This is a genomic window from Chryseobacterium arachidis, assembly GCF_900129245.1.
Taxonomy (GTDB): domain Bacteria; phylum Bacteroidota; class Bacteroidia; order Flavobacteriales; family Weeksellaceae; genus Chryseobacterium; species Chryseobacterium arachidis.
In genome coordinates, this window is sequence record NZ_FQUT01000009.1 from 40,976 (window position 1) to 64,137 (window position 23,162).

27 protein-coding genes are annotated in these 23,162 nt (G+C 35.5%); 15 read left to right on the forward strand and 12 right to left on the reverse strand.

Annotated features, from left to right (window positions below; translation table 11 throughout):
- Position 1: 1 nt before the first annotated feature.
- Genes BUA89_RS15115 through BUA89_RS15125 form a run of 3 tightly spaced genes read right to left on the reverse strand, consistent with a single transcriptional unit; the run spans position 2 to position 2,534 of the window.
- Entirely contained in the window at positions 2 to 583 is a 582-nt protein-coding gene (locus tag BUA89_RS15115) for a 5'-methylthioadenosine/S-adenosylhomocysteine nucleosidase family protein (RefSeq protein WP_072959804.1), read from the reverse strand.
- Positions 584 to 595: 12 nt separating this feature from the next.
- Entirely contained in the window at positions 596 to 1,294 is a 699-nt protein-coding gene (locus BUA89_RS15120; protein WP_072959807.1) for a DsbA family oxidoreductase, read from the reverse strand.
- Between the two features lie 55 nt (positions 1,295 to 1,349).
- A complete protein-coding gene (locus BUA89_RS15125; RefSeq protein ID WP_072959812.1) occupies positions 1,350 to 2,534 on the reverse strand; it encodes an MFS transporter in 1,185 nt (394 codons plus the stop codon).
- An 89-nt stretch (positions 2,535 to 2,623) separates the two neighbouring features.
- On the opposite strand from BUA89_RS15125, the gene BUA89_RS15130 reads away from it, so the two are divergent.
- Entirely contained in the window at positions 2,624 to 3,394 is a 771-nt protein-coding gene (locus tag BUA89_RS15130) for an MBL fold metallo-hydrolase (RefSeq protein WP_228420569.1), read from the forward strand.
- Positions 3,395 to 3,406: 12 nt separating this feature from the next.
- On the opposite strand, the gene BUA89_RS15135 is transcribed toward BUA89_RS15130, so the two are convergent.
- The 3 genes from BUA89_RS15135 to BUA89_RS15145 form a co-directional block, all read right to left on the reverse strand.
- The gene (locus BUA89_RS15135; protein ID WP_072959816.1) at positions 3,407 to 3,748 is read right to left on the reverse strand and encodes a helix-turn-helix transcriptional regulator; all 342 of its coding nucleotides are present in this window, start codon (positions 3,746 to 3,748) and stop codon (positions 3,407 to 3,409) included.
- Positions 3,749 to 4,366: 618 nt separating this feature from the next.
- Positions 4,367 to 4,993 carry a chloramphenicol acetyltransferase gene (locus BUA89_RS15140; RefSeq protein WP_072959820.1) on the reverse strand — a complete coding sequence of 209 codons (627 nt, stop codon included), beginning with the start codon at positions 4,991 to 4,993 and terminating at the stop codon, positions 4,367 to 4,369.
- A 65-nt stretch (positions 4,994 to 5,058) separates the two neighbouring features.
- On the reverse strand, positions 5,059 to 5,898 hold the full coding sequence (locus tag BUA89_RS15145; protein ID WP_072959823.1) for a helix-turn-helix domain-containing protein: 840 nt from the start codon (positions 5,896 to 5,898) through the stop codon (positions 5,059 to 5,061).
- A gap of 258 nt (positions 5,899 to 6,156) precedes the next feature.
- Between BUA89_RS15145 and BUA89_RS15150 the strand changes: the two genes are divergently transcribed.
- From BUA89_RS15150 to BUA89_RS15205, 12 genes are all read left to right on the forward strand, one after another.
- Positions 6,157 to 7,140 (forward strand): aldo/keto reductase, encoded by a 984-nt coding sequence (locus BUA89_RS15150; protein ID WP_072959826.1) that lies wholly within the window; start codon positions 6,157 to 6,159, stop codon positions 7,138 to 7,140.
- Between the two features lie 99 nt (positions 7,141 to 7,239).
- Positions 7,240 to 7,530 (forward strand): DUF3861 domain-containing protein, encoded by a 291-nt coding sequence (locus tag BUA89_RS15155; protein WP_072959829.1) that lies wholly within the window; start codon positions 7,240 to 7,242, stop codon positions 7,528 to 7,530.
- Between the two features lie 50 nt (positions 7,531 to 7,580).
- Positions 7,581 to 8,429, forward strand: coding sequence for an NAD(P)-dependent oxidoreductase (locus tag BUA89_RS15160; protein WP_072959832.1), 849 nt, complete (start codon positions 7,581 to 7,583; stop codon positions 8,427 to 8,429).
- Positions 8,430 to 8,525: 96 nt separating this feature from the next.
- Entirely contained in the window at positions 8,526 to 8,918 is a 393-nt protein-coding gene (locus BUA89_RS15165) for a MauE/DoxX family redox-associated membrane protein (protein ID WP_072959835.1), read from the forward strand.
- Between the two features lie 106 nt (positions 8,919 to 9,024).
- Positions 9,025 to 9,468, forward strand: coding sequence for a nuclear transport factor 2 family protein (locus BUA89_RS15170; RefSeq protein WP_072960295.1), 444 nt, complete (start codon positions 9,025 to 9,027; stop codon positions 9,466 to 9,468).
- Between the two features lie 133 nt (positions 9,469 to 9,601).
- The gene (locus BUA89_RS15175) at positions 9,602 to 10,513 is read left to right on the forward strand and encodes a helix-turn-helix domain-containing protein (protein ID WP_072960298.1); all 912 of its coding nucleotides are present in this window, start codon (positions 9,602 to 9,604) and stop codon (positions 10,511 to 10,513) included.
- A 229-nt stretch (positions 10,514 to 10,742) separates the two neighbouring features.
- Complete coding sequence (locus tag BUA89_RS15180; protein WP_072959838.1) at positions 10,743 to 11,321, forward strand: Crp/Fnr family transcriptional regulator; 579 nt, start codon at positions 10,743 to 10,745, stop codon at positions 11,319 to 11,321.
- 88 nt (positions 11,322 to 11,409) lie between these two features.
- Positions 11,410 to 12,483 (forward strand): SDR family oxidoreductase, encoded by a 1,074-nt coding sequence (locus BUA89_RS15185; RefSeq protein WP_072959841.1) that lies wholly within the window; start codon positions 11,410 to 11,412, stop codon positions 12,481 to 12,483.
- A gap of 90 nt (positions 12,484 to 12,573) precedes the next feature.
- The gene (locus tag BUA89_RS15190; RefSeq protein WP_072959844.1) at positions 12,574 to 13,164 is read left to right on the forward strand and encodes a TetR/AcrR family transcriptional regulator; all 591 of its coding nucleotides are present in this window, start codon (positions 12,574 to 12,576) and stop codon (positions 13,162 to 13,164) included.
- A gap of 69 nt (positions 13,165 to 13,233) precedes the next feature.
- Entirely contained in the window at positions 13,234 to 13,695 is a 462-nt protein-coding gene (locus tag BUA89_RS15195; protein WP_228420571.1) for a hypothetical protein, read from the forward strand.
- Positions 13,696 to 13,697: 2 nt separating this feature from the next.
- The gene (locus BUA89_RS15200) at positions 13,698 to 14,000 is read left to right on the forward strand and encodes a DUF3817 domain-containing protein (RefSeq protein ID WP_072959851.1); all 303 of its coding nucleotides are present in this window, start codon (positions 13,698 to 13,700) and stop codon (positions 13,998 to 14,000) included.
- Complete coding sequence (locus BUA89_RS15205; protein WP_072959854.1) at positions 13,997 to 14,374, forward strand: rhodanese-like domain-containing protein; 378 nt, start codon at positions 13,997 to 13,999, stop codon at positions 14,372 to 14,374. The genes BUA89_RS15200 and BUA89_RS15205 overlap by 4 nt, the downstream gene beginning before the upstream one ends.
- A gap of 131 nt (positions 14,375 to 14,505) precedes the next feature.
- Here BUA89_RS15205 and BUA89_RS15210 read toward each other — a convergent pair whose 3' ends face one another.
- Positions 14,506 to 15,330: a tyrosine-protein phosphatase gene (locus BUA89_RS15210; protein ID WP_072959857.1), complete on the reverse strand. Its 825-nt coding sequence runs from the start codon at positions 15,328 to 15,330 to the stop codon at positions 14,506 to 14,508.
- 9 nt (positions 15,331 to 15,339) lie between these two features.
- Entirely contained in the window at positions 15,340 to 18,258 is a 2,919-nt protein-coding gene (locus BUA89_RS15215) for a TonB-dependent receptor (protein WP_072959860.1), read from the reverse strand.
- A 259-nt stretch (positions 18,259 to 18,517) separates the two neighbouring features.
- On the opposite strand from BUA89_RS15215, the gene BUA89_RS15220 reads away from it, so the two are divergent.
- Together BUA89_RS15220 and BUA89_RS15225 are read left to right on the forward strand one after the other, a co-directional pair.
- Positions 18,518 to 19,675 (forward strand): helix-turn-helix domain-containing protein, encoded by a 1,158-nt coding sequence (locus BUA89_RS15220; RefSeq protein WP_072959864.1) that lies wholly within the window; start codon positions 18,518 to 18,520, stop codon positions 19,673 to 19,675.
- Positions 19,676 to 19,809: 134 nt separating this feature from the next.
- On the forward strand, positions 19,810 to 20,319 hold the full coding sequence (locus tag BUA89_RS15225; protein WP_072959867.1) for a pyridoxamine 5'-phosphate oxidase family protein: 510 nt from the start codon (positions 19,810 to 19,812) through the stop codon (positions 20,317 to 20,319).
- Between the two features lie 172 nt (positions 20,320 to 20,491).
- Here BUA89_RS15225 and BUA89_RS15230 read toward each other — a convergent pair whose 3' ends face one another.
- The 4 genes from BUA89_RS15230 to BUA89_RS15245 form a co-directional block, all read right to left on the reverse strand.
- A complete protein-coding gene (locus BUA89_RS15230) occupies positions 20,492 to 21,244 on the reverse strand; it encodes an SDR family oxidoreductase (RefSeq protein ID WP_072959870.1) in 753 nt (250 codons plus the stop codon).
- A 37-nt stretch (positions 21,245 to 21,281) separates the two neighbouring features.
- The gene (locus BUA89_RS15235) at positions 21,282 to 21,782 is read right to left on the reverse strand and encodes a CinA family protein (protein ID WP_072959874.1); all 501 of its coding nucleotides are present in this window, start codon (positions 21,780 to 21,782) and stop codon (positions 21,282 to 21,284) included.
- Positions 21,783 to 21,821: 39 nt separating this feature from the next.
- Complete coding sequence (locus BUA89_RS15240) at positions 21,822 to 22,436, reverse strand: Crp/Fnr family transcriptional regulator (protein ID WP_228420573.1); 615 nt, start codon at positions 22,434 to 22,436, stop codon at positions 21,822 to 21,824.
- 64 nt (positions 22,437 to 22,500) lie between these two features.
- Positions 22,501 to 23,097 carry a Crp/Fnr family transcriptional regulator gene (locus tag BUA89_RS15245; protein WP_072959877.1) on the reverse strand — a complete coding sequence of 199 codons (597 nt, stop codon included), beginning with the start codon at positions 23,095 to 23,097 and terminating at the stop codon, positions 22,501 to 22,503.
- Between the last annotated feature and the right edge of the window lie 65 nt (positions 23,098 to 23,162).

Sequence of the window (23,162 nt, forward strand, 5' to 3'; positions counted from 1 at the left end):
TTTATGAAAATAAAATTTTATTAAAAGCTTCCGAAGCCAAATGAACCTGAACTGTCCAATCGTCTGCCGCTTCGCTTCCCGCATCATCCGAGATATACTTCAGGCAAAGAAACGGAATGTTTTCTTTCATCGCAATCAAAGCCAACGGATAAGCTTCCATATCAACAATAGTATAAGCTGTTTCCGAATGATTCATTTCAAAGCTGTCGCCGCTTCCGCAGATCCCTTCAGGAAGATCATCTTTTTGCAGACCATATTCCAGAACAGGCGGAATTCCTGAAAGCGGAGTTTCGTACAAGCTGAATCCCAATCCTCTCACATCCATATCTCGCTGGATGAATTTTGTACAGCAAACTACCTCCCCTTTATGAAAATTTTTGCTTCCTGCAGAGCCTAAATTGACAATTAATTTCGGTCTATTTCTATGAATTTCTTTCGTTAATTCCATGGCTGCATTTACTTTTCCGATGCCTGTAATTAATTTGTTTTTATCATTAAAAACTTTTCCGGCCTCTGAATCCAGGGCAAAAACAAAAAGAGTTTCAGAGATGTCAAATTGATGGTCGTCGTTTATTTTAATCATTATTTTTTAACATTAAATTTCACAACCATCTGTATCACATGAAGCTCTGTTGTCTGAAAGATTTTTCAAAGGAGTAACTGTTTCATCATACGTTTGCTGAAGTGCACTCGCAAAAAGTTCAACAGGTTGGGCTCCCGAAACAGCATATTTTCCATTTAAAATAAAGAAAGGAACTCCTGTAATGCCATTATTTTTTGCTTCCAAAATATCCTGATTAACATCGGAACTGAATTCTTCAGACATCAGAACCTGCTTTGCTTCATCTTTATCAATACCTAAAGAACCGGCAATAGAAAGTAGGGTTTCAAGATCACCAACATTCTTTCCATCAATAAAATGAGCGATGAAAAGCGCTTCTTCCATTTCGTTCGCCTTGTTATATTTTTTTGCTAAATGCAACAGTTGATGAGCGGAAAAAGTGTTTGTAATTAAAGCTTTTTCAAACTTAAAATCAATTCCTGCACCCGCTCCCATCTGCTTTACCTGCCCAATCATCTGCTGAGCCTGAGCTTCAGGAAAGCCTTTCTTTTCTCTGAAATACTCAAAAGTTGTTTTCGTTTCTTTCGGATCTAAAGCTGGATCAAGCTGAAAACTTTTCCATTCCACTTCCACTTGGTCTTTAAATGGCAGTTTTTCTAATGCCTGTTCAAAATTATTTTTTCCTATATAGCAAAACGGACACATTACATCCGACCAGATTTCTATTTTCATGTTAAGTTAATTTATGTTTAAAGTTAAATTTTGTTTTTCAACAAATTCATAATTTTTAATCTAATTTTATCCTGTTACTGAATAATAAATGTGCAATCAGAGCCAGCACAGCCATTGTTGCTCCTACAAAACAAACGCCACTCCACTGCGCATATTGCCAGGCCATTGAAGCAGTCCATGTTCCAAGCGAACCGCCTATAAAATAAGAAACCATATAGACTGTATTCAACCTATTGACTGCGTTAGATTTAATTAAAAAATAATTGGTCTGATTCATGATATGGCTGGATTGCACCCCTAAATCGACCAAAATTACTCCCACAATCAAACCCCAATATGTTTCTCCTGCAAAATATGTAAAAGCCCAGCTTCCTAAAACAACAAGCAGAGCATAAAAAATAATTCTGTTTAAATCTAAATATTGCTGAAGTTTTCCGACTTTCGCAGCGGCCAGAGCCCCGACAGCTCCTGCCAGACCGAAACTTCCGACAACAGAAGATCCTGCATTAAAAGGCGGTTTCTCCATGTGAAAAACTAAAGTCGTAAATAAAGCGCACATCGATCCGAAAGCCATTGCTCCACGAAAAGAAGCCAATCGTAATACCGGCTGGGTTTTTGCCAAATGAAAAACAGATTTCATCAATTCTCCGTACGTTCCTTTGAAATTGGGCTGCAATTCAGGAAGCATTTTGTAAACCGCGATCCACACCAGAATCATCATTCCTGCCGCAATTCCGAACATGGCTCTCCAGCCCCAGACTTCACCAACGATCCCGCCTATGAAGCGTGACAATAAAATTCCCAGTAATAATCCGGACATCACGGTGCCGATATTGGATGATTTATCTTTATCGGATGACAATTCAGCGGCAATCGGGATAAATAATTGGGGAATGACAGAAGTAATTCCGATCAGTAAACTCGCAACGTATAACATCCACAATTCCTGAGCGAAAGTCATCCATAACAAGGAACCGAAAACCAAAAGAAGATCTATTAAAATTAATTTTTTGCGAAAAAGCTTGTCTCCTAAAGGAACGATTAGTAATAATCCGGCTGCATAACCTAACTGTGTAAGAACGGAAATTTTACTTGCGGCGCTTTCGGGAACCTTCAGATCATTCGAAATAAGACCCAGCAAAGGCTGGTTATAATAATTATTTGCCACAACAAGCCCTGAAATAACGGACATCAACCAAATGACAGTACGCGAAATACTGCTGGTAGAATTCAACTGCATATTTTTTATTTGATTACAAAAATACTTATTTTAAGTTTAAGCGCTCATTAAGATTTTATCGGTTTTACCGATGATCTGTATCTAAAAAAATGTTTTTCAGTATTGGAAATAATGAAGAACTTTGCAATATGAAAATTATACCATTAAAAGAAGGAAACTTTTCTACCAGTAAAACGAAAGATTTTACACTTTTAACGCATGAAAATATTGAAACAGCGAAAGGAATCAGAATGTCCGTAACTCCTTTTTTAATTATTACGGAAAAGGATACTATTCTTCTCGATGCGGGTATAGGCTGGAAAAACGAAAATGGAGAAAACGTAATTTCCGAAATTCTGAAAGCGGAAAATATTCATCCCGACCAGGTTACAAAAGTACTGCTCTCACATCTTCATAAAGATCACATTGAAACAACAATTACCAGGACAGGAAGTGGTTTTGAAGCGACTTTTCCCAATGCGGAAATCCACATTCAAAAACGTGAACTGGATTTTGCTCTAGAGAATAAAGGAAATCATTCATTTGATTTTGACACTCTGGAAAAACTGATTGAGCTTGATAACATTGTCTGGATGGATGAAGACAAAGGCTTCATTACAGATCAGATTTCGTTTGAAGTTGTGGGCGGGCATACTCCATTTATGCAGGTTTTCTGGATCAGAGAAAATAATGAAACCGTTTTCTACGGAGCCGATGATCTTCCGCAGGAATCTTATTTAAAATACCATCTCGCTTACAAAAGTGATTTCGATGGCAGAAAAGCGATGGAGCTGAGGCTGAAATGGCAAAAGGAAGCCTTGGAAAAACATTGGAAAATCCTGTTGTACCACGATCTTGAAAAGGCTGTTTTAGAATTTTAAATAAAAAATGGTTTAAAGATCATTAAACCATTTATAAATATCAACTTCAGATGCAATATTCAGTTTTTTCCTGAGTCGGTTTTTTCGGTTCTGAATAGCTTTAGGAGTTACAAACGTATACGTTGCAATTTCTTTAGTTGTTAAATTAAGCTTTAAATAAATACAAAAAATAAGTTCAGAATTTTTTAGATTAGGCTGAATAGCAGACAGTTTACTAAAAAAACCAGGTTCAACTAGTCTGAATTTGTTCAGCAGACGAGGGGAATTCTCTTTCGCTAAAGTTAAAATTTCGTCCTGCACAAAAATCTTTTGGTTTAAATCTTCTAAATTAAATTCAGTTTTTTCGTTTTTCATAATTTTTTTCTCATCTCTACTAATTTCTGTTGCTCAATAATAAAGCTCCAGCATTAAAATCACTCTTCGCACTTCACTTTGATCTCAGAGTTTTAAACTCAGATTTATCAAAGCATTTATTTGACTATTTAATATGCTATCATTATGATAATATCTTTCTATTTACGTTTTTTCTTAGTTTTTGGATTTCAGATTAAAAATATTTATCAAAACATGTAAATATATTTTTACCCAAAGACAAAGAAAGAAAAAATGATTAAAATTTTACCGAATTGAAATACCACATACATACCACGTGAGCTCATTTAATACAGCAAATTTCTTTTTAGATAAGGCATTCTACATATTTCAATTATCTGAGAACAAAACTAAAGAATATTAGATTTTTTTTTTATGATTACAATCAATTGAGCCTAAAAAATGTGAATTTTCAAATAAGAGATGATAGGAGAAATCTTTTATTATTTATACAATGCAAATATTCCAGTATGTTTGCCATACTGCAACAATCAAACATTCATTAGAAATTTTAATAAAAATGAAAATCCATTAAAAATTTAAGACACTATAAAAATATTCTTTACGGAAGACCATGAAGAATACATTTTAATAATTGCTCTAAAGATCTAATTGTTTCTGAAACTCTTCAACATATTTCGCCAAATGAAGTCCATCTGCCAAACCATGGTGTGCTTCAATTGAAACCGGCATCATTTTTTTTCCAGCTTTAATGCTGAATTTCCCGAAAGCAATTTTCGGAATACATTCTTTCGGATCAAAATTAGTAGGATGTAAAATTGTGGTAAATGAATTCCACGGAATTGTCGTATGCCTGATGTGATTGATTGGTAAAACATCATTGCTGATTCCCAAGCCTGTAGAATTTTGAACAGTACGAACCTGATCCTGCAATCTTTTGTTAAACGTTTTAAAATCCTCAGAATAATGAAAAAAAGAAAACCCGAATGTTCCATCTTCCCTTCCAATCGTGCTTCCGACATGAACTTCATCAAATAAAATAATCTGGTCGTCTACCATTCTCAACTTCAGTTCGTCCACCGTGTTAATCGCAACCATCGATTTATAAAGATAATAAGCAAAAAAAGAATACCCGTTTTCCTTTGCATCGTTATAAGCTTTTGTACAATCCACTTCTGTTGTAAACCCGAAATACGGACTTTTCATCTTAGAGAAAAATTCAAAATGCTCTTTTCTGTTCCAACTTTCAATATCAATTACCGTCATTACTTTATTTTTTGCAAATTTCCGTAAGATTTATTGATTTAAAAAATTACGGACAAGGAGATTAATCATAAAATCTGTTGAAATTTATAATCGGAAGGATTCATATTCATTTGTTTTTTAAAATAATTGGTTAAATGACTTTCATCTGTAAAACCAAACTCAAAAGCAATCTGTTTCATCGTCATCTGTCCCGCCTGAATTCTTTTTTCAATAAGTTTTAACTTATAATCGGTAATGTATTTTCGGTATGAAACTTCAAAATTTCTTTTAAAATAAGAGCCGAAATACGTTTTAGAAATATTGAAATGTTCAGAAATATTCTGAATTCTGATCTTCTCAGGACTGTAAATATTCTGATGGATAAATGTTATCAAATCCTCTTTTTTAGGAATTCCGCTGTTTATTTTGAGATTCATTTTTACGGAAGCTTCCCGGATCAACCCGAAAATCGAAAGAATCTGAAAAAATATAATCGGAGAATCTGAAATTTTATGAAATTGGTTGTAATCAAAAATATTTTCAACTGTTTTTTGAAGGATTGTCTTACAAGGTTCATCAAATATTAATTTTTCTTCTTTCAGGTGAGTATTCCTCATAATATCGTTTGGCGAAGCAGTGATCAGATTGTCGGGAACAAGATGTTTATTGCTTTCAAAATAACCGTCATTAAATTTAATGAAACAAAATCTGGTTGACTTTCTGATGTCAAAAAAATGCTCATCATCAGGAGAAATCAGGAATAAATCTCCCGTTTTATAAGGAATGATAATTTTATTGATATGATGATTTCCAGAACCTTTGAAAATGTAAACCAATTCATAATACGTATGGCTGTGTTTTGGAAAAGGATACTCCAAAGCTTCAAAAGTATCAATTTCTAAAGGCTCAAACTGTTTTCGTTTCATCTTTTAAAATTACAATTTGTTAAGCGATTTTTACAACCTTAAAATGATTTTTTTTAACAAAATTTGTATAAGTCTTGAGATATTTATTTAAATCTACAATTCTCTCTTTTAAATTAAATCTTAAAAAATTTAAATATGAAAATCTTAAAAAAATATCCAGAGCTTGGTTGGGCAGTCTTTTGCTTTTTTCCTGCAATTAGAAGAATAAAGACAAAAAATTGACTATTCACAATTCACAATAAAAATAAAATAAAATTTATGCAATACAGAAAATTAGGAAACAGCGATTTAGAAGTTTCAGCAATTACCTTTGGAGCTTGGGCTGCAGGAGGTTGGATGTGGGGAAGCACAGACCGAAACGATGCGATTGAAGCAATAAAAGCATCTTACGACGTTGGTGTAACATCGATTGATACGGCACCGATTTACGGACAAGGAACGAGCGAAGAGATTGTGGGTGAAGCAATTAAAGGAATTTCACGGGATAAAGTTCAGATCCTGACGAAATTTGGAATGCGTTGGGATCTGGCAAAAGGCGATTTTGCCATGCACAGCAAAGATAACAGCGGAAATGCAATTGATGTATACAAATTTGCCGGAAAAGACAGCATTATCTACGAATGCGAACAAAGTTTGAAACGCCTGGGAACAGATTATATCGACCTTTATCAAATTCACTGGCCGGATTCTACAACTCCGATTGATGAAACTTTTGAAGCCGTGTCAAGGCTGATCGAACAAGGAAAAGTCCGTTTTGCCGGAGTTTGCAATTACAGTGCGCAGCAAATGGCGGAAGCAGAAAAAACATTAAGCTTAGTATCCAATCAAATTCCGTTCAGCATGGTAAACCGCGGAATTGAGCAAGAGACAGTTCCTTACTGTATCGAAAATAATAAATCAATTTTAGCTTACAGTCCTTTGGAAAGAGGTTTGCTGACAGGGAAAATTACATCTGATTATAAATTCCAGGAAGGCGATCATCGTGCTGGTCATAAACATTTTCAGCCTGATTTTATTGAAAAAACGAATCAGCTTCTGGATAAAATTAAACCTATTGCAGAGAAACATAACGCAAGTTTGGGACAGTTGGTTCTTCGCTGGACGATCGAAAGACCGGGAATTACGATTGCTCTGGCTGGGGCAAGAAATGCAGAACAGGCGGTTCAGAATGCAAAAGCGATTGATATTAATGTAAGCAAAGAAGAATTAATCACAATAAACGATTGGGTTAATCAATTTTAAATAATAACGGTCAATTGTGAATTCGCTTCGCTTGTCAATGGTCAATTTTAAAATTCCTTGCGAAGCAAAATTCACAATTGACCTTTCACTCTTATAACAATGGAAAAAAGAAACAACACCTATCATTTAGAGCTCAGAGAATTATCGTTAAAAGACGGTTCTGAAGGCACAAAAGAGTTGAACTTTGATTTTGATAATCATGACAACTTATTCCAGATTTTTGAAGTCATTACATCAAAGAAAGTTTTTGACAATGAACAAACTGCGCACGAATTTGCTTTAGGTTTAAAACTTTTCACCGAAGTCATGCTTAAAAATAAAAAGCATCCTTTATTTGAAGAATTAAGACCTGCCATCATGGAATTTATGAAGAAACTGAAAAGTTATTAATAAATTTATGACAGATTTTAAATAAACTGTTTAATTTAAATAAAAATAAAGTGAACGAAGAAAAAATAGGATTTATCGGATTGGGAAACATGGGACATCCGATGGCGAAAAATCTTGAAAAAGCAGGATTCCAGCTTTCTGTTTTTAACCGGACAGCGGAAAAAGCGGAAGATTTTAAAGAAAGATCCATTGTTCGAAATACCGTTTCTGATGTTGTGAAAAACAGTGATGTTATCTTCACCATGCTGACGAATGATGCAGCTGTAAAAGCGGTTTATGAAGAAGTGCTGACCCAAAATATTTCAGGAAAATTATTCATCGATATGAGCACAATTTCACCTGAAGCAACGAATGACATTTCCAGTGCTGTTAAAATTAAAGAAGCCGGATTTCTCGATGCGCCGGTTGCCGGAAGTACAAAACCTGCTGCGGAAGGGACTTTGATCATCATGGCTGGCGGCGATGAAAAAGATCTTCAGCGTGCTGAACCTTATCTGCAAAAGCTTGGAAAGCAGATTAAACATTTAGGTGAAAACGGAAAAGGAATTGCTGCAAAACTGTCGGTAAATTATTTCCTTTCAACGATTTATCAGGGATTAGCGGAAACTATTCTGTTATCAGATAAATTAGGGATCAGCAGAAAAGATATGCTTGAAATCATCAATGAGAGCGCGAGCGGAAGCGGTGCAACCAAAGTAAAAACGCCTTTGCTGACCGATGAAAATTACGATCCTGCTTTTGCTTTAGACTTAATGCTGAAAGATATTTTGCTGGCAAAAGATGCGGGTGCCAATTTCCCATTGTCAAAAACTTTAATTGAAACCTATCAGTCGGCTCATGACGACGGTTTTGGAAAAGATGATGTAATTGGGATTATTCAGTATTTAAGTAAAAAGTAATAAAGAACCAAATTAAAAGTTTAAGATAGGATAAATTAAGATGTGAAAATGTCATCAAACTTCTAACATCCCTCTCCCATCCAAAAATATTAAACTATGAAAGATTTCAAAACTGCATTTTTCTTTTTACGGCTTCCGGTTGCGGTGTCGCTGTTTGGGCACGGCTTGGTTCGCCTTCCCAAGCTTCAGACCTTCAGCGAATGGATGTTGACAACCATGGAAAAATCAGCAATTCCCTCAGTACTGATTGTTCCGTTCAGCTATATTTTGCCCATTGCAGAAGCCATTCTGGGGATTTTATTGTTGATTAATTTTAAAACAAAGTATACTTTATATGTAAGCTTAGCTTTAATGAGTATTCTGATTTTCGGAAGCTGTTCCATTGAAAACTGGTCTGCTATTGAATCCCAGCTGTTGCACTCATTTTATCTTCTTGGATTGTTCTGGTTCTATGAAAAATTTAAAACAGAGCATCAAACTTCAAATTGATTGATTTTTGAAAGTTCCCGTTTGATTTTTTATAATCTCAAGGCCTGTCTCAAAACTAATTTTGTATCAGAAATTTAAAACAACAATCAATACAAAATTTAACATTATGAGTACACAAGAACAAATCAGAAATGCAGCACAGGCAACATTCAAAAATCATTTAGAATTTCTTTCTTCGGGTGAGATCGAAAAATGGGTAGATCTTTTTGAAGAAAACGGGATTCTTGAATTTCCCTATGGACCTGCGGATTTCCCGAAACAGGTAATAGGAAAAACAGAGCTGTATGAGTATATGCAGAACTTTCCAAAACATTTTTCAGTCAGTTTTGAAAATCTGCATTTTCATGCTACCGAAAGCCCAAATGTGGTTATTGCCGAATTTACGAGCAACGGAAAAGCCATCAGTACCGATAAACCTTACAACCAGCAGTATATTTCTGTGGTAACAACCAATGATGATGGTAAAATCTTGAAATATGTTGATTTCTGGAATCCATTGGTCGCAATGGAGGCCATCAATGCGCCGCTCAGCAATTTTGTGAATCAGTAAAATATACAACAGCCATGATCTCAGCAGATTGTGGCTTTTTCTTTAATTTATGTCTGTTGTAGACGATTTATTATCCATTTATACTACATTTGTTATGCTTGAAAAAATAAAAAGATATTTCAAAAATCTGGTCATGAAAAAACCTGAAACACTGGAAGAATTTTATGCGAACCGTCCTTTTCTGAAAACTTTTGATTTGTCTGATAATCAAGAACATTTTAATGTTTTGGCCATTGAAAAACAGAAGCAGATGGAAGGCAATGCAGCCGTTTCTTTCGGGAGGAAAAATTATTTTAAGATTTGTTTGGTTTCCGGAAACAGCAAAATCCATTACGCCGATAAAAGCTTTGAAATCCTGAAGCATGGTCTCCTGTTTGCCAACCCGCTGATTCCTTATGATTGGGAAGCCATTTCCGGTGAACAGAAGGGTTACAGCTGTATTTTTACAGAATCGTTTACCGAAGGTTTCGGCCATATTAAAAAATATCCATTTTTCCAGCCGGATGGTTATCCTGTTTTTGAACTCACAGAAGAAGAAAAATTCATGTTGGAAAATATTTTCGTACAGATGCAGAAAGAACAGTCTTCTGAATTTGATTTCAAAGATGATGCGCTGAAAAACCTTATTTTCCAGCTTATTTTTGCTGCTCTCAAAATTCGCCCCTCAACACAAATTACAACAGAAAAAGTAAATGCAGCCGGGAGAATCACTTCCTTGTTCTTGAATTTACTTGAAAGTCAGTTTCCGATCAGCAATACGATTAATGGGATTGGGCTGAGAAGTGCTTCAGATTTTGCAGATCAGATGTCGGTTCATGTAAATCATCTCAACAAATCGGTGAAAGAAACCATGATGAAAACCACTTCGGAGCTCATCAGCGAAAGGATTTTGAAAGAGGCTAAAATCATGCTGCAGCACAGTTCGTGGGCCATTTCAGAGATTGCATACAGCTTAGGCTTTGAGGGGCCTGCACACTTTAGCTCATTTTTCAAAAAACAGGTTCATGTATCTCCGAGCCAGTTTAGAAGTGAAAAAATTATGTAAAAAATATTAATCACGACAAATTGATTTATTTCTTATTGTCCGCAATAGGTTATAATTAAATGTTGTTTCTGTAATCATGATTATTTTTTTACCATGTACACTGAGGTTATCCACAAAGCTTACAACTATTGTGTTCCTTGTGAAATCTTTAGTGCCCTTCGTGGTTAAAATCCAAGTATGATAAATAACGGATATTTGAAATTTATTTTTAGAACGAAATTTTATTGATATGTTTGATACGCTCCTTTCCCATATTCAGAATAAAGTTGATATAAGCGAAGAACAAAAAACTGAATTGCAATCATTTTTTATGCTTAAAAAACTTCGGAAAAAACAATATTTGCTGCAGGAAGGAGATGTCTGCAAATATCTATCTTTTGTAAGCAAAGGGTTGTTAAAGTCTTATTTTTTGGATGAAAAAGGTTCGGAGCATATCAATATGTTTGCTTTTGAAGGCTGGTGGATTTCCGATTTCAACAGCTTTATCAATCAGGAAAAAGCGGTTTTAAACATTGATGCCATCGAAGAAACTGAATTGCTGATGATTACCCGGGAAGATTATGAAAATCTGATGCTGAAAATACCTGTAATGGACCGTTATTTCAGAATTTTATATCAGAACAGTCTGGTTACCAAAGATTATCGACTGATTGTTTCCAACAGCTTTACTGCGGAAGAAAAGTATACTCAATTTGCTCAGAAAAACCCTGATATTATCCAAAGAATTCCGCATAATCTTATCGCTTCATATCTTGGCTTGGCGCCTGAAACGGTGAGCAGAATCCGTAAAAAGATTTCACTGAAGTAAACTTGATCCAGATCAAGAAAAATGCGTGATACAGGTCAAGTGATATGAATTCCTATCTCCATAGTTTTGTAAAATAAACTTTAGCATTATGGAAAACAGAAATATTGCACTCGTTGTCGGGGCTACCGGAATTACAGGGAGTAATCTCGCAGAAGAGCTGATTTCACAAGATTGGACAACTTATGGATTGTCCCGAAATCCAAACGATACAATTAAAAATTTAATCCCGATAAAAGCTGATTTGCTGGATATTCAAAGTCTGGAAAACGCATTGGAGGGCACCTCTCCTACTCACATTTATTTTACAACATGGATGCGAAATGATACGGAAGAAGAAAATATTCGTGTAAACAGTGCTTTGGTAAGAAATCTATTAGATGTACTTTCTCCGAAAAAATCGGTAAAACATGTTGCTTTGGTAACAGGTTTGAAACATTATCTAGGACCATTCGAAGCCTATGCAAAAGAAGGAAAGCTTCCTGAAACTCCTTTGAGAGAAGAACAGCCGAGACTTCCGCTGCCTAATTTTTATTATGCACAGGAAGATGAAATGTATAAAACTTCGGAAAGAGACGGTTTCACGTGGAGCATTCACAGACCGCATACCGTTGTGGGATATGCCGTTGGAAATCTCATGAATATCGCTTCTACATTGGCAGTCTATGCGAGTATTTGCAAAGAAACCGGAAGAAAAATGATCTGGCCGGGATCTTCTGAACAGTGGAACGGACTTTCCGATGTTACCGACGCGGGAATTTTAGCTAAACAATTGGTTTGGGCTTCCACAACAGATTCTGCGAAAAATACGGCTTTCAATATTGCAAATGGGGATGTTTTCCGTTGGAAATGGCTTTGGTACAGACTTGCAAATTATTTCGGAATTGAAGCTGTCGGTTTTGAAGACACTATCAGGCCTCTGGAAAAAGAAATGGAAAATGATCATGAGATTTGGAAGAATATTGCACAAAAGTATCAATTAAAAGAAGAAAATTTGCAGCGATTAGCTTCAGCATGGCATACTGATCTTGATTTGGGCAGACCGCTTGAAGTAATGACCGACATGACAAACAGCCGAAGTTTGGGTTTTAACGAATATCAGAATACGGAAAAATCTTTCATTGAGGTGTTTGAAAAACTAAAGGCGGAGAAAATTATACCTTAAATTTATAATTTGAAAGGAGTTGTTGTGAGCAGCTCCTTTTTTGTTTAAATAATTTATCGTTCCTTTGTAAAAAGACCAACCGGTATTTTTATGAAAAAATCAGAAGCCACCCGTTTAGACATCCTACAAAAAGCATTTGAATTAATTTACACTAATGGTTATCAGACCACCAGTGTAGATGAGATTATTGCGACGACTCAGGTGACAAAAGGTGCCTTCTATTATCACTTTAAAACGAAGGACGAAATGGGTTTAGCGATCATTAATGAACTTATGATTCCCAACTTCAAAAATACTTTCATTGAACCTTTTCAAAATATTGTAAATCCGTTAGATGCAATTTATGATTTAATGTATAATTTACTAATGGAAAACGACACGCTAAAGGTTGAATATGGCTGTCCGGCTTCCAACTTTACCCAGGAAATGGCGCCCTGGAACATTGATTTTACCAAGGCTTTGAATACACTTTCCTTACAATGGGAAAACACAATGATTGAAGCGATTGAAAAAGGCAAAGAAAAAGGTTTGTTGAAAGCTGATGTTGAGGCAAAAGAAGTTGCCGTCTTTGTACTGTCTGGTTATTGGGGAGTAAGAAATTTAGGAAAATTAGAGAATTCAAAATCCATTTATCTTGTTTATTTAAAAGGACTTAAGTCGTATTTTGAAACCCTGAAATAATTTTTTTGATTAAAAACATACTAATTAGTATGTTTTTGTTTTACCTTTGTCTCATTATTAAAAAAATTAATGATGTATCAGACATTGACTTTTCTGCATTCTACTTTTCTGTGGTTGGTTCTATTGAGTCTAATTTTCTCGATTTTCAGGGCTTACAAAGGATATTTTTCAAATAAAGAATTCTCAAAAACAGACAATTCCGTGAGGCATTGGACGGCAACGATTGCTCATATTCAATTGGTTCTGGGAATTACTTTATATTCTCAAAGTCCGATCATTAAGTACTTTTGGAACAATTTTGATGAGGCTAAAAAGTCGTTTGATCTTTTATTTTTTGGATTAATTCACATTTTTCTAATGCTTTTTTCCATTATTTTAATTACGATTGGCTCATCTGTTTCGAAACGAAAAATAACTGGTAAAGATAAGTTTAAAACAATGCTGATCTATTATGCCATTGCTTTGATTATCATTTTTATAGCCATTCCGTGGCCATTCTCTCCTCTTGCTAACAGACCTTATTTCAGATAATTATGATTAATTTATTTAAAACTAAAATCGGACGGTTAAGAATTATTGCGATTCTTGAAGGAATATCATTATTAACCTTAGTATTTATCGCAGTCCCGTTAAAATACGGCTTTGATAATCCGGCTTTTGTAAAAATGATGGGACCGATTCACGGGTCGTTATTTCTACTTTTTTTATTCAACACTTTGAGCGTCGGTGTCGAACAGAATTGGAAGTTTAAAGAAATAACCTGGAAAGTGCTTTTAGCCTGCATTATCCCGTTTGGAACATTTTATATTGACAGAAAAATTTTAAGCAAACTATGAAGAGTCTAATAATTTTATGCGGAATCATTCTTACCATTTATGTCGTGTACAGGGTTTATAAATATCAAACTTTAGATGATGGTTTACATAAATTGATAAAAAATGGCGCCATTATTCTCGATGTAAGAACGGAAAAAGAATTTGAAACGGGTCACATCGCCGGTTCTCAGAACATTTCTTTAGGAACAATCCGTGAAAGATACACAGAACTTGATCCTAATAAAATCTACATTACCGTTTGCTCTCATGGTTTGAGAAGCGTAAAAGTGGAAAATATTTTAAAGGAAAAAGGCTTTAAAAAAGTTCATAACGGAGGAGCGTGGAGTGATTTACAGAAAAGCTTGGATTTAAAAATCTCTGATGAGAAAAAATAAGCCATCTCAATCTGAGACAGCCTATTCTATTTAAATCTAACTGAGTATTGTGAAAATCAGTTTTGCTTCGCTCATGATGAATTTTATGAGGATGCTGTTTGAAAGAATTAGCAAGCGAAGCAAATTGATTTTTATTTTAAATATTTCTGTTTCAGAACCGCAATTTCTCTCGGTCCGATTCCCATTTCAACCTGGAAAAAATTTTCTACACTTCCGTATTTTTTGTTGATCGCATTGAAGAAATTCCTGATGAGTTCCGGTCTTAGTTCCATTTGCTGTTTGATTTCCGCTTCCGTCATTCCCGACATTTTAGACAAACCTGAATACATTCCTCTCATGGTCGGATTTTTAGCTAAATAATAATTGGAAGCTACATAATCATTTTCAATCATATCCTGTGGAACTCCTAAAATTTTCAGAAATAATGCCGAGGCCATTCCGGTTCTGTCACGTCCACCCGTACAGTGGAAAAGCAAAGCTTCATCCGGTTTTAAAGTCAACAGCTGAACGAATAACGATCTGTATCTTTCCCCGAAATACGGAAGGCCACCCTCGCCATACATATCAAACAGGAAGTTTTTGTCTTTTAGAAATTTTGCCATATCCTGTGCCGTCGGAAGATTGTTGCTTCCCGCCGGACAAAGAAGATAATTGGTGTTTTGCGGAAGTCTGTCCGGAGCTTTTTTTGCTTCCTCAATTCCTCTGAAATCTACCACCGTCACTATTTTTTTATCCTTAAAAGTTTTTAAATCCTTATCCGATAACTTATCAATCGCATCACTTCTGAACACTTTTCCAAGTGCCACTTCTCTTCCGTCAATAGTTTTGTAACCTCCTGTATCCCTGAAATTGTAGGCGCCTTCCATTTTTACTACACGACGAAGGCTGTCTGTAATTTGCGCATTTGCTGTTGCTCCGAAAGCAATAATTGCCATTGTTAATACTAATTTTTTCATATATAAATTTTAAAATATTTGCCAGCGAACTCCCATTTGCCCTCTGCTTCCGTACCATTCGTTGGATGTAACTCTTTTTTTATTGTCGCCCATATAAAGTCTTAGGCTCTCGTTGCTTAGATTGTTTAATTCAATAAATAATTTAACTTTTTTGCTGATGTCGTAGCTTGCAGAAAAATCAAGGGTGAAGTTTTTATCTGACCAGATATAATACTGAGGTCCAAGCTTTTCGTTAATGGTTTCAATGGATTTCCCTCTGTAATTTCCAGCAAGACGAATCATTACTTTATTGCTTTCGTAGTAAAGAATTGCATTGAAAAGGTTTTTAGACTGATTCGGAAGCGAAGTTCTGTCTGTTGTAATTAAATTTCCACTTGTATCTGTTCTTGCCACATCGACTTTAGAGTCGATATAGGTATAATTAAATTCTACTCCGAAACCGTTCCAGAAACCTGGCAAAAAGTCAAGACGTTTATTAATTCCCATTTCAAAACCAAGAAGATTAGAGTCTTTAAGGTTTTTCGCCTGAGTAATCATATAATCCGTTCCGTTAAGATTCGTAATGGAAGTATCCTGGAATACAATATCTGAAATCTTTTTATAAAAAACACCACCGGAAAGAATGCCTATATTGTTGAAGTAATATTCACCCATTAAATCCAAATTGTGACTGAAAGTGGGCTTCAGATCAGGATTTCCTCTCGTAATTCTGTTTGGAGTTGTGGTATTGTCAATGCTTGAACCCGGCGACATATCTCCGAAATTAGGTCTGATAAATGACTTTGTATAGGCAAATCTTAAACTTGCTTTTGGCGAAAAATTATACTTTAAATGAAGCATCGGCAGAAAAGCATTATAATTACTTTCCACCACTGATGGGCTGATGACAGTTGTTGCAGGCGTTCCTTCTTTTGTTGCTTTTGCTCCGTATAAACTTAATCTTGTTGTTTCATTTCTAAAACCTCCTACGATTTTAAATTTATCACTTGCCTTGATTTCTGCCATTGCATAGGCCGCAAAAACATTTTCTTCCCCCGTGTAAACGCTCGTCGCATTGGTTTCTGCACTTGAAACATCCCTGAAACCGTTTTGCTGTAAAAAAGCTGGAGAATACATCTGGAAAAGCTGATCTTTCGTCGGCGGATTCATAATGTACGTACTGTAATTGCCGTTCATGCCATTCAGGAAAGTTGTTCCTTGTGGCGCCTCAGTGGTCGATAATTGAGACAAAGCCAGCAAAGCCGGAGAATTCGGGACACCTAAAGCAGCATTGGGAATATAAACTGCATTGTAACCGTAGGTACTGTTTCGGTCTTTTTCACGGTATTTTGCTCCGATTTTTAGGGTAATATTAGAATTGATATCATATTTTAGATTCAATCTTGCGATTTTATCTCTTTCATTATTGTCTAATTTTGCAATAACTAATTGGGAAAGCAATAATTTATCCGCACTCATAATTTCATTCGGATTGGCTGTATCAGAGCTGTAATCTAAATATTCACCTCCGACTCCGTTTGGTGAATCAAATCCCCAATACCGTTTTCCATCATTTGAAAGATTGGTAAATCCGCCCGTGATTTTTTGTCTGAAAGTGGCAATCGGAAGTCCTTTAATTTCGCTTGTAGGCGGAGTATCCAGGTAATATTTTGCCTGATAATCGCTTAACATCCAATCCAAACTCAGTTTTTTAGAAAGAGAATGTTCACCACCCAGTTCCATTCCGTACAATTCCGTCTGATAATGAGAATACCTGAAATTATACTGATAACGGCTGTTGTTATAATCCACATACGATTCGTAAACTGGGCGGATATCATCAAACTTATTGAACATTCCACGGAAATAAATTTTGTTGTTGGCATTAAATTTATATTCCAAGCCGCCATTCAGACCAATCGTACGTCTTGTTCCCATATACCTTTTCATCATGATGGTACTGATGGATCTTTTTTCAACATCACTGGCTGCAGCTGTATTGTACGTAACATCAAAAGAATCTGCTCCCCACTGTCTGTCCCAGATTGCTCCGGAAAGAATTACCCCTAATTTATTTTTGAAAAAGCGGCCTCCGTAAACAATTGATCCATTATAGGTTGCATTCTGAGAAAAAGTATTATACCCTCCTGCTCCGCTTAGACTCAAAGTTTTCTTGGCAGGAGCGGTTCTTGTAATAAAATTGATGCTTCCTCCGATGGCATCACCGTCCATATCAGGAGTTACCGCTTTTGAAACCTGCACAAACTGAATCAATTCTGAAGGTACAACGTCCAAAACGAAAGACCTGTTCCCTAAAACATTCGCACTGGGAAGACGGTTTCCGTTGAATAAAGCGGAAGTCCACGCAAAAGGAGTTCCTCGTACGGTTGCCTGGTCTGCTTCACCATGATATCTTGCAACAGCAACTCCCTGCACTCTCTGCACTGCTTCAGCAGCGTTTCTGTCCGGAAGCTTTCCAATTGCGTCGGCTGCGATAACTTCCATGATGGCGTTGTTGTTTTTCTTGATTTCATAAGCTTTTGCTTGGGTTAAAGCATTCGGTCTTGAAATCACAACCTGTTCAATATCTTTTGTTTTATCCTTACTTTGCTTTTCTTCAGGGGCAATTGTAATATAACCGATATCGTTGGTTCCTTCTTTAATAATGATCGGAAAAATTTTTGTTTCGTACCCTAAGTATTCAACTTTAATATTGATTTCTCCTAACCTTGGTGCAAGAATATTGAAATCTCCGTCCAATGTCGAAACGGCTTTCGCATCAGCATCTACAATCGAAATATTGGCTCCTGGAAGCGCGCCGTTTGTTTTACCCACTACCGTTCCTTTAATCGTCTGTGCATGAATGGTTCCCAAAGAAGCCATTAAAAAAAACGCAGATATCTGAATTATTCTTGACTTGTTTTTTGGAAAACCAATGGAATTGTTCATAGATTTATTTTTTCTGCAAATTTGGGAAGCAGGCAATTTCTATTCGTCCGACACAAAAAATCATCGTACAAAACGTATCACTCGTTGTTTTGACACTTTTAAATAATTGTCTTTCAGCTCTTTAAATCAATTAAACTATTTATTATTTATTTATGAACTCAATATTAAATCGCTGATATAATTTTTAATAGATATATAACAGCCCTAAGAATGATAAAATGCGAATTTTGCATTTATTTTGTGAAAACCTAAAGGAAGAATGCAATATATTGTTATACTCGGCGCTTTTCAGGCATTGGTAGCGCTCTGGCTTTTACAGTTTAAAGAGCAGAAATCACCCTCCAGCTATCTTTTTATCTGTCTTCTTTCGGCAATCGCGGTTCACCTGACGATTAAGTTTGTTATTTTTAATTTTATACCGGACGAAAGTATCAGGCATCAGATGAATACCTTTATTGGTGCTTCTTACGGACCTTTGATCTATTTATATACTTTAAGCAAGACCAAAAAAGAGTTTTCCATTGCAGGAAAATGGTATACTTTTATTCCGCTTTTTATTTTGATGATTGGCTATCTTACGGTGTCGTCTGTATTTTTCGTCTTAAACCGTGTTGACCAAAAACTGCTTGATCTGTATAATGATTTCAGTCTGGTTGTTTTATTTACCGTTAATCTCTATTATCCTTTGCGAAGTCTTTTCATTATTAGTAAAGCTCAATTCAAAATTTTTGAAAAGGTTGAATACGATATCATTACAAGAATTTCTTACTGCATTCTATTAATGGAATTAGGAGTTATTGCTTCTAAAGCTTTACTTTATCTGTATCCCGAAGAAAATTATCTGATTAATGTTTCCATAAGAACAGTCGCTTACTTTTTACTGTTGGTGATCTGCCTTTTAATTGTCCGAAAAAGTTTAAATACAGAGAATATTAAAATAACTGAAAATGAAACAGATGGCAACTTTAAAATATCGGTAAATCAAAATTTTAACGAAAAAGAATTGGCATTAAATACAATTGATTACGAAGTAAAATTCAGCGAGCTTTGGCAAAAAATGGATCAGTCGGTAAAGCAGAAACAACTTTTTCGGGACTGCGAACTGAATCTTGATCAGCTGGCTTTAAAAACAGAGATTAATAAATACCAGATCAGCGAAATGCTGAACGGCTACAAACACAAACCATTCTACCGCTACATCAATGAATACCGCATCGAATATTTCAAAAATATGGTAGAAAAAGCTATCGAAAAAAATGAAAACATTAATTTTTTATCGTTCGCTTATGAGGCAGGTTTTAAATCAAAATCCTCATTCAATCGTTATTTCAAGGAAATAATCGGTAAAACGCCTTCGGAATATTATAAAAGTCTGGTGAACGAACACAAACAAGAAAGACTGGAAATCAGTGCATAAAAATTTATCTTCTGAAAAACTATCCTTATTGAGGAGAAATTCGTCATCATATTTTAATTGTGGTCGGGTTTTTGAATGGTAAACAGTAATTAAATTCTATTTTAATTCAAAACCAATCACTAAAATATAATATTATGTCAACAGAAAATCTTACGCATTTAGAAGCGATCAAAAAAATCAAAGAACTGTCAGAAAGTGCAAAAATATGTATGTTTTGTACAGAATTGAATAAACTCCCGATCAATTCCCGACCAATGACATTGCAGGAAACGGATAATGAAGGAAATCTTTGGTTTATCAGCAGCGACACCAGCAACAAAAACTTTGAAATTAAAGAAGACCGTAAAGTTCAGTTGTTCTTTATGAATAATTCGGATTATCAATATCTTTCCATTTATGGAGAAGCTACCATTTACAAAGACAAAACTACAATTGAAGATAAATGGTCGCCGATGGCAAAAGCCTGGTTTGAGGACGGTAAAGATGACCCAACGGTATCAATTATCCGCGTAGAACCGAAGGAAACCTATTATTGGGATACAAAAGCAGGAAAGCTAGTAAGTCTCTTTAATTTTGTTGCAGCAGCAGTTACCGGAAATACTACAGACAATTCCGACGGTGTTGAAGGAACCGCAACCGTTTGATCTAAATGAATAACGAAAAAAGCAGTGAAAATTTTCACTGCTTTTTTTCGTTATCGGAGATTTTTTTAAACTAATATACTTTTATTGTATGAAATTTATAATTAAATAACCCATACAAAAACGTATGGGTTCGATAGTTTATAAATGAAGGAACTAAGGTGTCTGTTATTTATTAACCGTTGACGATCAAGCCACCGTTCGGATGAATGACCTGACCTGTAATTTGTGAGGCATCGTCACTGGCAAGGAATAGAAAGCTTGTGGCTATTTCTTCAGGAGATGCATTCCTTTCGAAAGGCGGTTTGCTTGTATCTTCTTCTTCCTCTCCGAATGTTTTCTCCGTTAGCGGTGTGGCTACAGGCCCCGGCGCCACTGCATTGATTCGGATTCCTTTGGGTTTTGCCTGTAATGCCAACGATCGTGTAAAAGATACAATTGCCCCTTTTGTTGCGGAATAATCCAACAATTCAGGATGTCCCTGATAGGCTGCTGCCGATGTAGTATTGATTACAGAATTACCTTCTTTTAGATAAGGAAAAACCACTTTCGTTAATAAGATCATTCCTACAATATTGGAGTCGAACGTCTTCCGGATATTCTCCTCTTTCAGATCTTCAATACTTTTGGCAGGAAACTGTACGCCGGCATTGTTGATGAGAACATCAATACCTCCGAATTCTGCAACTACCTTTTCAGTCACTTCTTCGCAAAATTCATAATCATTAATATCTCCCCTGAAAATAACAGATTTTCTGCCTAAGCTTTCGATCTCGGACTGTGTTTGTTCTGCATCTTCTTTATTTGAATGATAAATGATCGCAATATTGGCTCCGTGCTTTGCAAAAAGTAAGGCCACGGCTTTTCCAATACCGCTGTCGGCTCCTGTAATGAGTACAGATTTACCATTTAACTTTAATTCTCCCATATATCCCGTGATGTTGATATTTTCTTAAATATACGATTTATTTTAAGATCAGCATTTGATTAATTTCACTTTTAAAGCAGCCCAAAATAAATTCTGTATAATACAGCTGAGCATTCAGAGCCTGGGTTTTGGGATGAAGTTCTAATTTTTTGGTTAATACAATTTCCCCTTTATAAGAAAAAGAAAAATAGGCATAGATTTTATAAGACGAATTACGGATAGGCGTACAGTAACCTGTGGTAGCAATAGACCAGTCTGTTTCAAACAGTTTGGCAACATTCAGTGCCATGGTTTCGGCGATATTTTCAGAAACACAGTCGCAGTCTTCTGCTTCATGTCTTTTTACATTCAGTAATCTTACTTTTTCGGGCAGTGTATACGCTGTCATTCCGCCTTTATAAAAAAGTGATGCATTGGGCATCTGAGAAAAAGCAAGCTGCAAGCAACCGGAAGTTACACTCTCGACTACTGAAATCGTCTCATCAGTCGTTAAAAGAGACTGACTGATATATTCTAAAAGATTTTTTTGAAATTCCATAATTTTAATATTTTGTGATGTGGTGTGATAATTTATAATCTAATAAAGTATTTTTCTCTCTTTAATCATTAGATTTCCTTCCTTCTCCATTTTTTTCAACGTTCTGATGACGGTTTCTACGCGGAGGCCTGTAAGATTAGCAATCTGCTGTCTGGTAAGTTCTACATGAAAACACTGTTCACAATCTCCTTCATGATAACTTTTCAAGTAATCCAGCAAACCTTTTAATCTTAATACCGGATTGGGTGAAGACATATTTTGTAACATAATCGCCTTAAAATAAAGACGTTGTGACAGGCAGGCATTCATCGCCAAAGAAACCTTCGGATTTTTCTCCAGAAGATCCAGAAAATTATTTTTCGGAAGGCGGATAATTTCTACATCCGTTAAACAAATCGCGTTCATAATATAAAATTTTTCCAAAAAAAGCATCGGATCTCCAAAGCTTTGATTTTTACTTAAAATATTATGAATAAACTCTTTGCCTTCCTCGTTATAATTGTTCTGTTTCACCTTACCTTTTACAATCTGGTAATAGTAAAGTGCATGATCCCCTTCTTTGTATACGATTTCTTTGGCCTTATAAAATCTATCTTCTGCACCAAACGAATACAGGAGTTCGGGATCGATATTCATGCAGCTTATAGTTTTCATATGTAAGATTTTTAAAAAAAATCTTTACAAAAAGAAGACCATAAATCCTGTTTTCCAAAAAAAATTAATACAAAATTTTTCTGTCCTTAATTCTTACCAATTGATCCCTCTCCATCCCCTTTATTGTTCTGATGGTGGTTTCTACGCAAAGCCCAGTGAGGCTGGCCATTTGTTGTCTCGTTAAAGGCACTCTGAAGGAGTAAGGTGACTGTTCTTCCTGAAAACTTTTTAAATAATCCATAAGCGTTTTAAGCTTTGCCGCGGGATTTTGATTACCTAAATTCTGGGACATAATCAAACCATAATAAACTCTCTGTGAAAGGAATACATTAATATCTTGAGAAATCTCAGGACATTCTTTCAGCAGATTAAAGAAAACATGTTTTGGAAGCTTGAATATTTCGCAGTTTGTGATGGCTGTTGCATTCATCGGATAATGTTTATCCATAAAAAGCATCGACTCGCCTATACTTTCTCCGCTTTCCAACAGTGTTTGTATACTTTCTTTACCATCTTCATTATAATTATTAAGTTTTACTTCTCCGGTAATGATCTGATAGTAATAATTGGGGTAATCCCCTTCGTTGAATATATTTTCCGAAGCTTTATATTCTTTAATGTTTGCTCCTACTGAATGCAAAATATCTTCGTTAATAACCATTTTAGCTGTTTTTGATGTTTAGTACATAGCATCCTTAAGTAGAAATAAATTGGTACTGTTAATAT

Coding starts and splice junctions, on each gene's coding strand:
- BUA89_RS15115 (WP_072959804.1), bottom strand. CDS start 583: ATGATTAAAATAAACGACGACCATCAATTTGACATCTCTGAAACTCTT.
- BUA89_RS15120 (WP_072959807.1), bottom strand. CDS start 1,294: ATGAAAATAGAAATCTGGTCGGATGTAATGTGTCCGTTTTGCTATATA.
- BUA89_RS15125 (WP_072959812.1), bottom strand. CDS start 2,534: ATGCAGTTGAATTCTACCAGCAGTATTTCGCGTACTGTCATTTGGTTG.
- BUA89_RS15130 (WP_228420569.1), top strand. CDS start 2,624: ATGTTTTTCAGTATTGGAAATAATGAAGAACTTTGCAATATGAAAATT.
- BUA89_RS15135 (WP_072959816.1), bottom strand. CDS start 3,748: ATGAAAAACGAAAAAACTGAATTTAATTTAGAAGATTTAAACCAAAAG.
- BUA89_RS15140 (WP_072959820.1), bottom strand. CDS start 4,993: ATGACGGTAATTGATATTGAAAGTTGGAACAGAAAAGAGCATTTTGAA.
- BUA89_RS15145 (WP_072959823.1), bottom strand. CDS start 5,898: ATGAAACGAAAACAGTTTGAGCCTTTAGAAATTGATACTTTTGAAGCT.
- BUA89_RS15150 (WP_072959826.1), top strand. CDS start 6,157: ATGCAATACAGAAAATTAGGAAACAGCGATTTAGAAGTTTCAGCAATT.
- BUA89_RS15155 (WP_072959829.1), top strand. CDS start 7,240: ATGGAAAAAAGAAACAACACCTATCATTTAGAGCTCAGAGAATTATCG.
- BUA89_RS15165 (WP_072959835.1), top strand. CDS start 8,526: ATGAAAGATTTCAAAACTGCATTTTTCTTTTTACGGCTTCCGGTTGCG.
- BUA89_RS15170 (WP_072960295.1), top strand. CDS start 9,025: ATGAGTACACAAGAACAAATCAGAAATGCAGCACAGGCAACATTCAAA.
- BUA89_RS15175 (WP_072960298.1), top strand. CDS start 9,602: ATGAAAAAACCTGAAACACTGGAAGAATTTTATGCGAACCGTCCTTTT.
- BUA89_RS15180 (WP_072959838.1), top strand. CDS start 10,743: ATGTTTGATACGCTCCTTTCCCATATTCAGAATAAAGTTGATATAAGC.
- BUA89_RS15185 (WP_072959841.1), top strand. CDS start 11,410: ATGGAAAACAGAAATATTGCACTCGTTGTCGGGGCTACCGGAATTACA.
- BUA89_RS15190 (WP_072959844.1), top strand. CDS start 12,574: ATGAAAAAATCAGAAGCCACCCGTTTAGACATCCTACAAAAAGCATTT.
- BUA89_RS15195 (WP_228420571.1), top strand. CDS start 13,234: ATGATGTATCAGACATTGACTTTTCTGCATTCTACTTTTCTGTGGTTG.
- BUA89_RS15200 (WP_072959851.1), top strand. CDS start 13,698: ATGATTAATTTATTTAAAACTAAAATCGGACGGTTAAGAATTATTGCG.
- BUA89_RS15205 (WP_072959854.1), top strand. CDS start 13,997: ATGAAGAGTCTAATAATTTTATGCGGAATCATTCTTACCATTTATGTC.
- BUA89_RS15210 (WP_072959857.1), bottom strand. CDS start 15,330: ATGAAAAAATTAGTATTAACAATGGCAATTATTGCTTTCGGAGCAACA.
- BUA89_RS15215 (WP_072959860.1), bottom strand. CDS start 18,258: ATGAACAATTCCATTGGTTTTCCAAAAAACAAGTCAAGAATAATTCAG.
- BUA89_RS15220 (WP_072959864.1), top strand. CDS start 18,518: ATGCAATATATTGTTATACTCGGCGCTTTTCAGGCATTGGTAGCGCTC.
- BUA89_RS15225 (WP_072959867.1), top strand. CDS start 19,810: ATGTCAACAGAAAATCTTACGCATTTAGAAGCGATCAAAAAAATCAAA.
- BUA89_RS15230 (WP_072959870.1), bottom strand. CDS start 21,244: ATGGGAGAATTAAAGTTAAATGGTAAATCTGTACTCATTACAGGAGCC.
- BUA89_RS15235 (WP_072959874.1), bottom strand. CDS start 21,782: ATGGAATTTCAAAAAAATCTTTTAGAATATATCAGTCAGTCTCTTTTA.
- BUA89_RS15240 (WP_228420573.1), bottom strand. CDS start 22,436: ATGAAAACTATAAGCTGCATGAATATCGATCCCGAACTCCTGTATTCG.
- BUA89_RS15245 (WP_072959877.1), bottom strand. CDS start 23,097: ATGGTTATTAACGAAGATATTTTGCATTCAGTAGGAGCAAACATTAAA.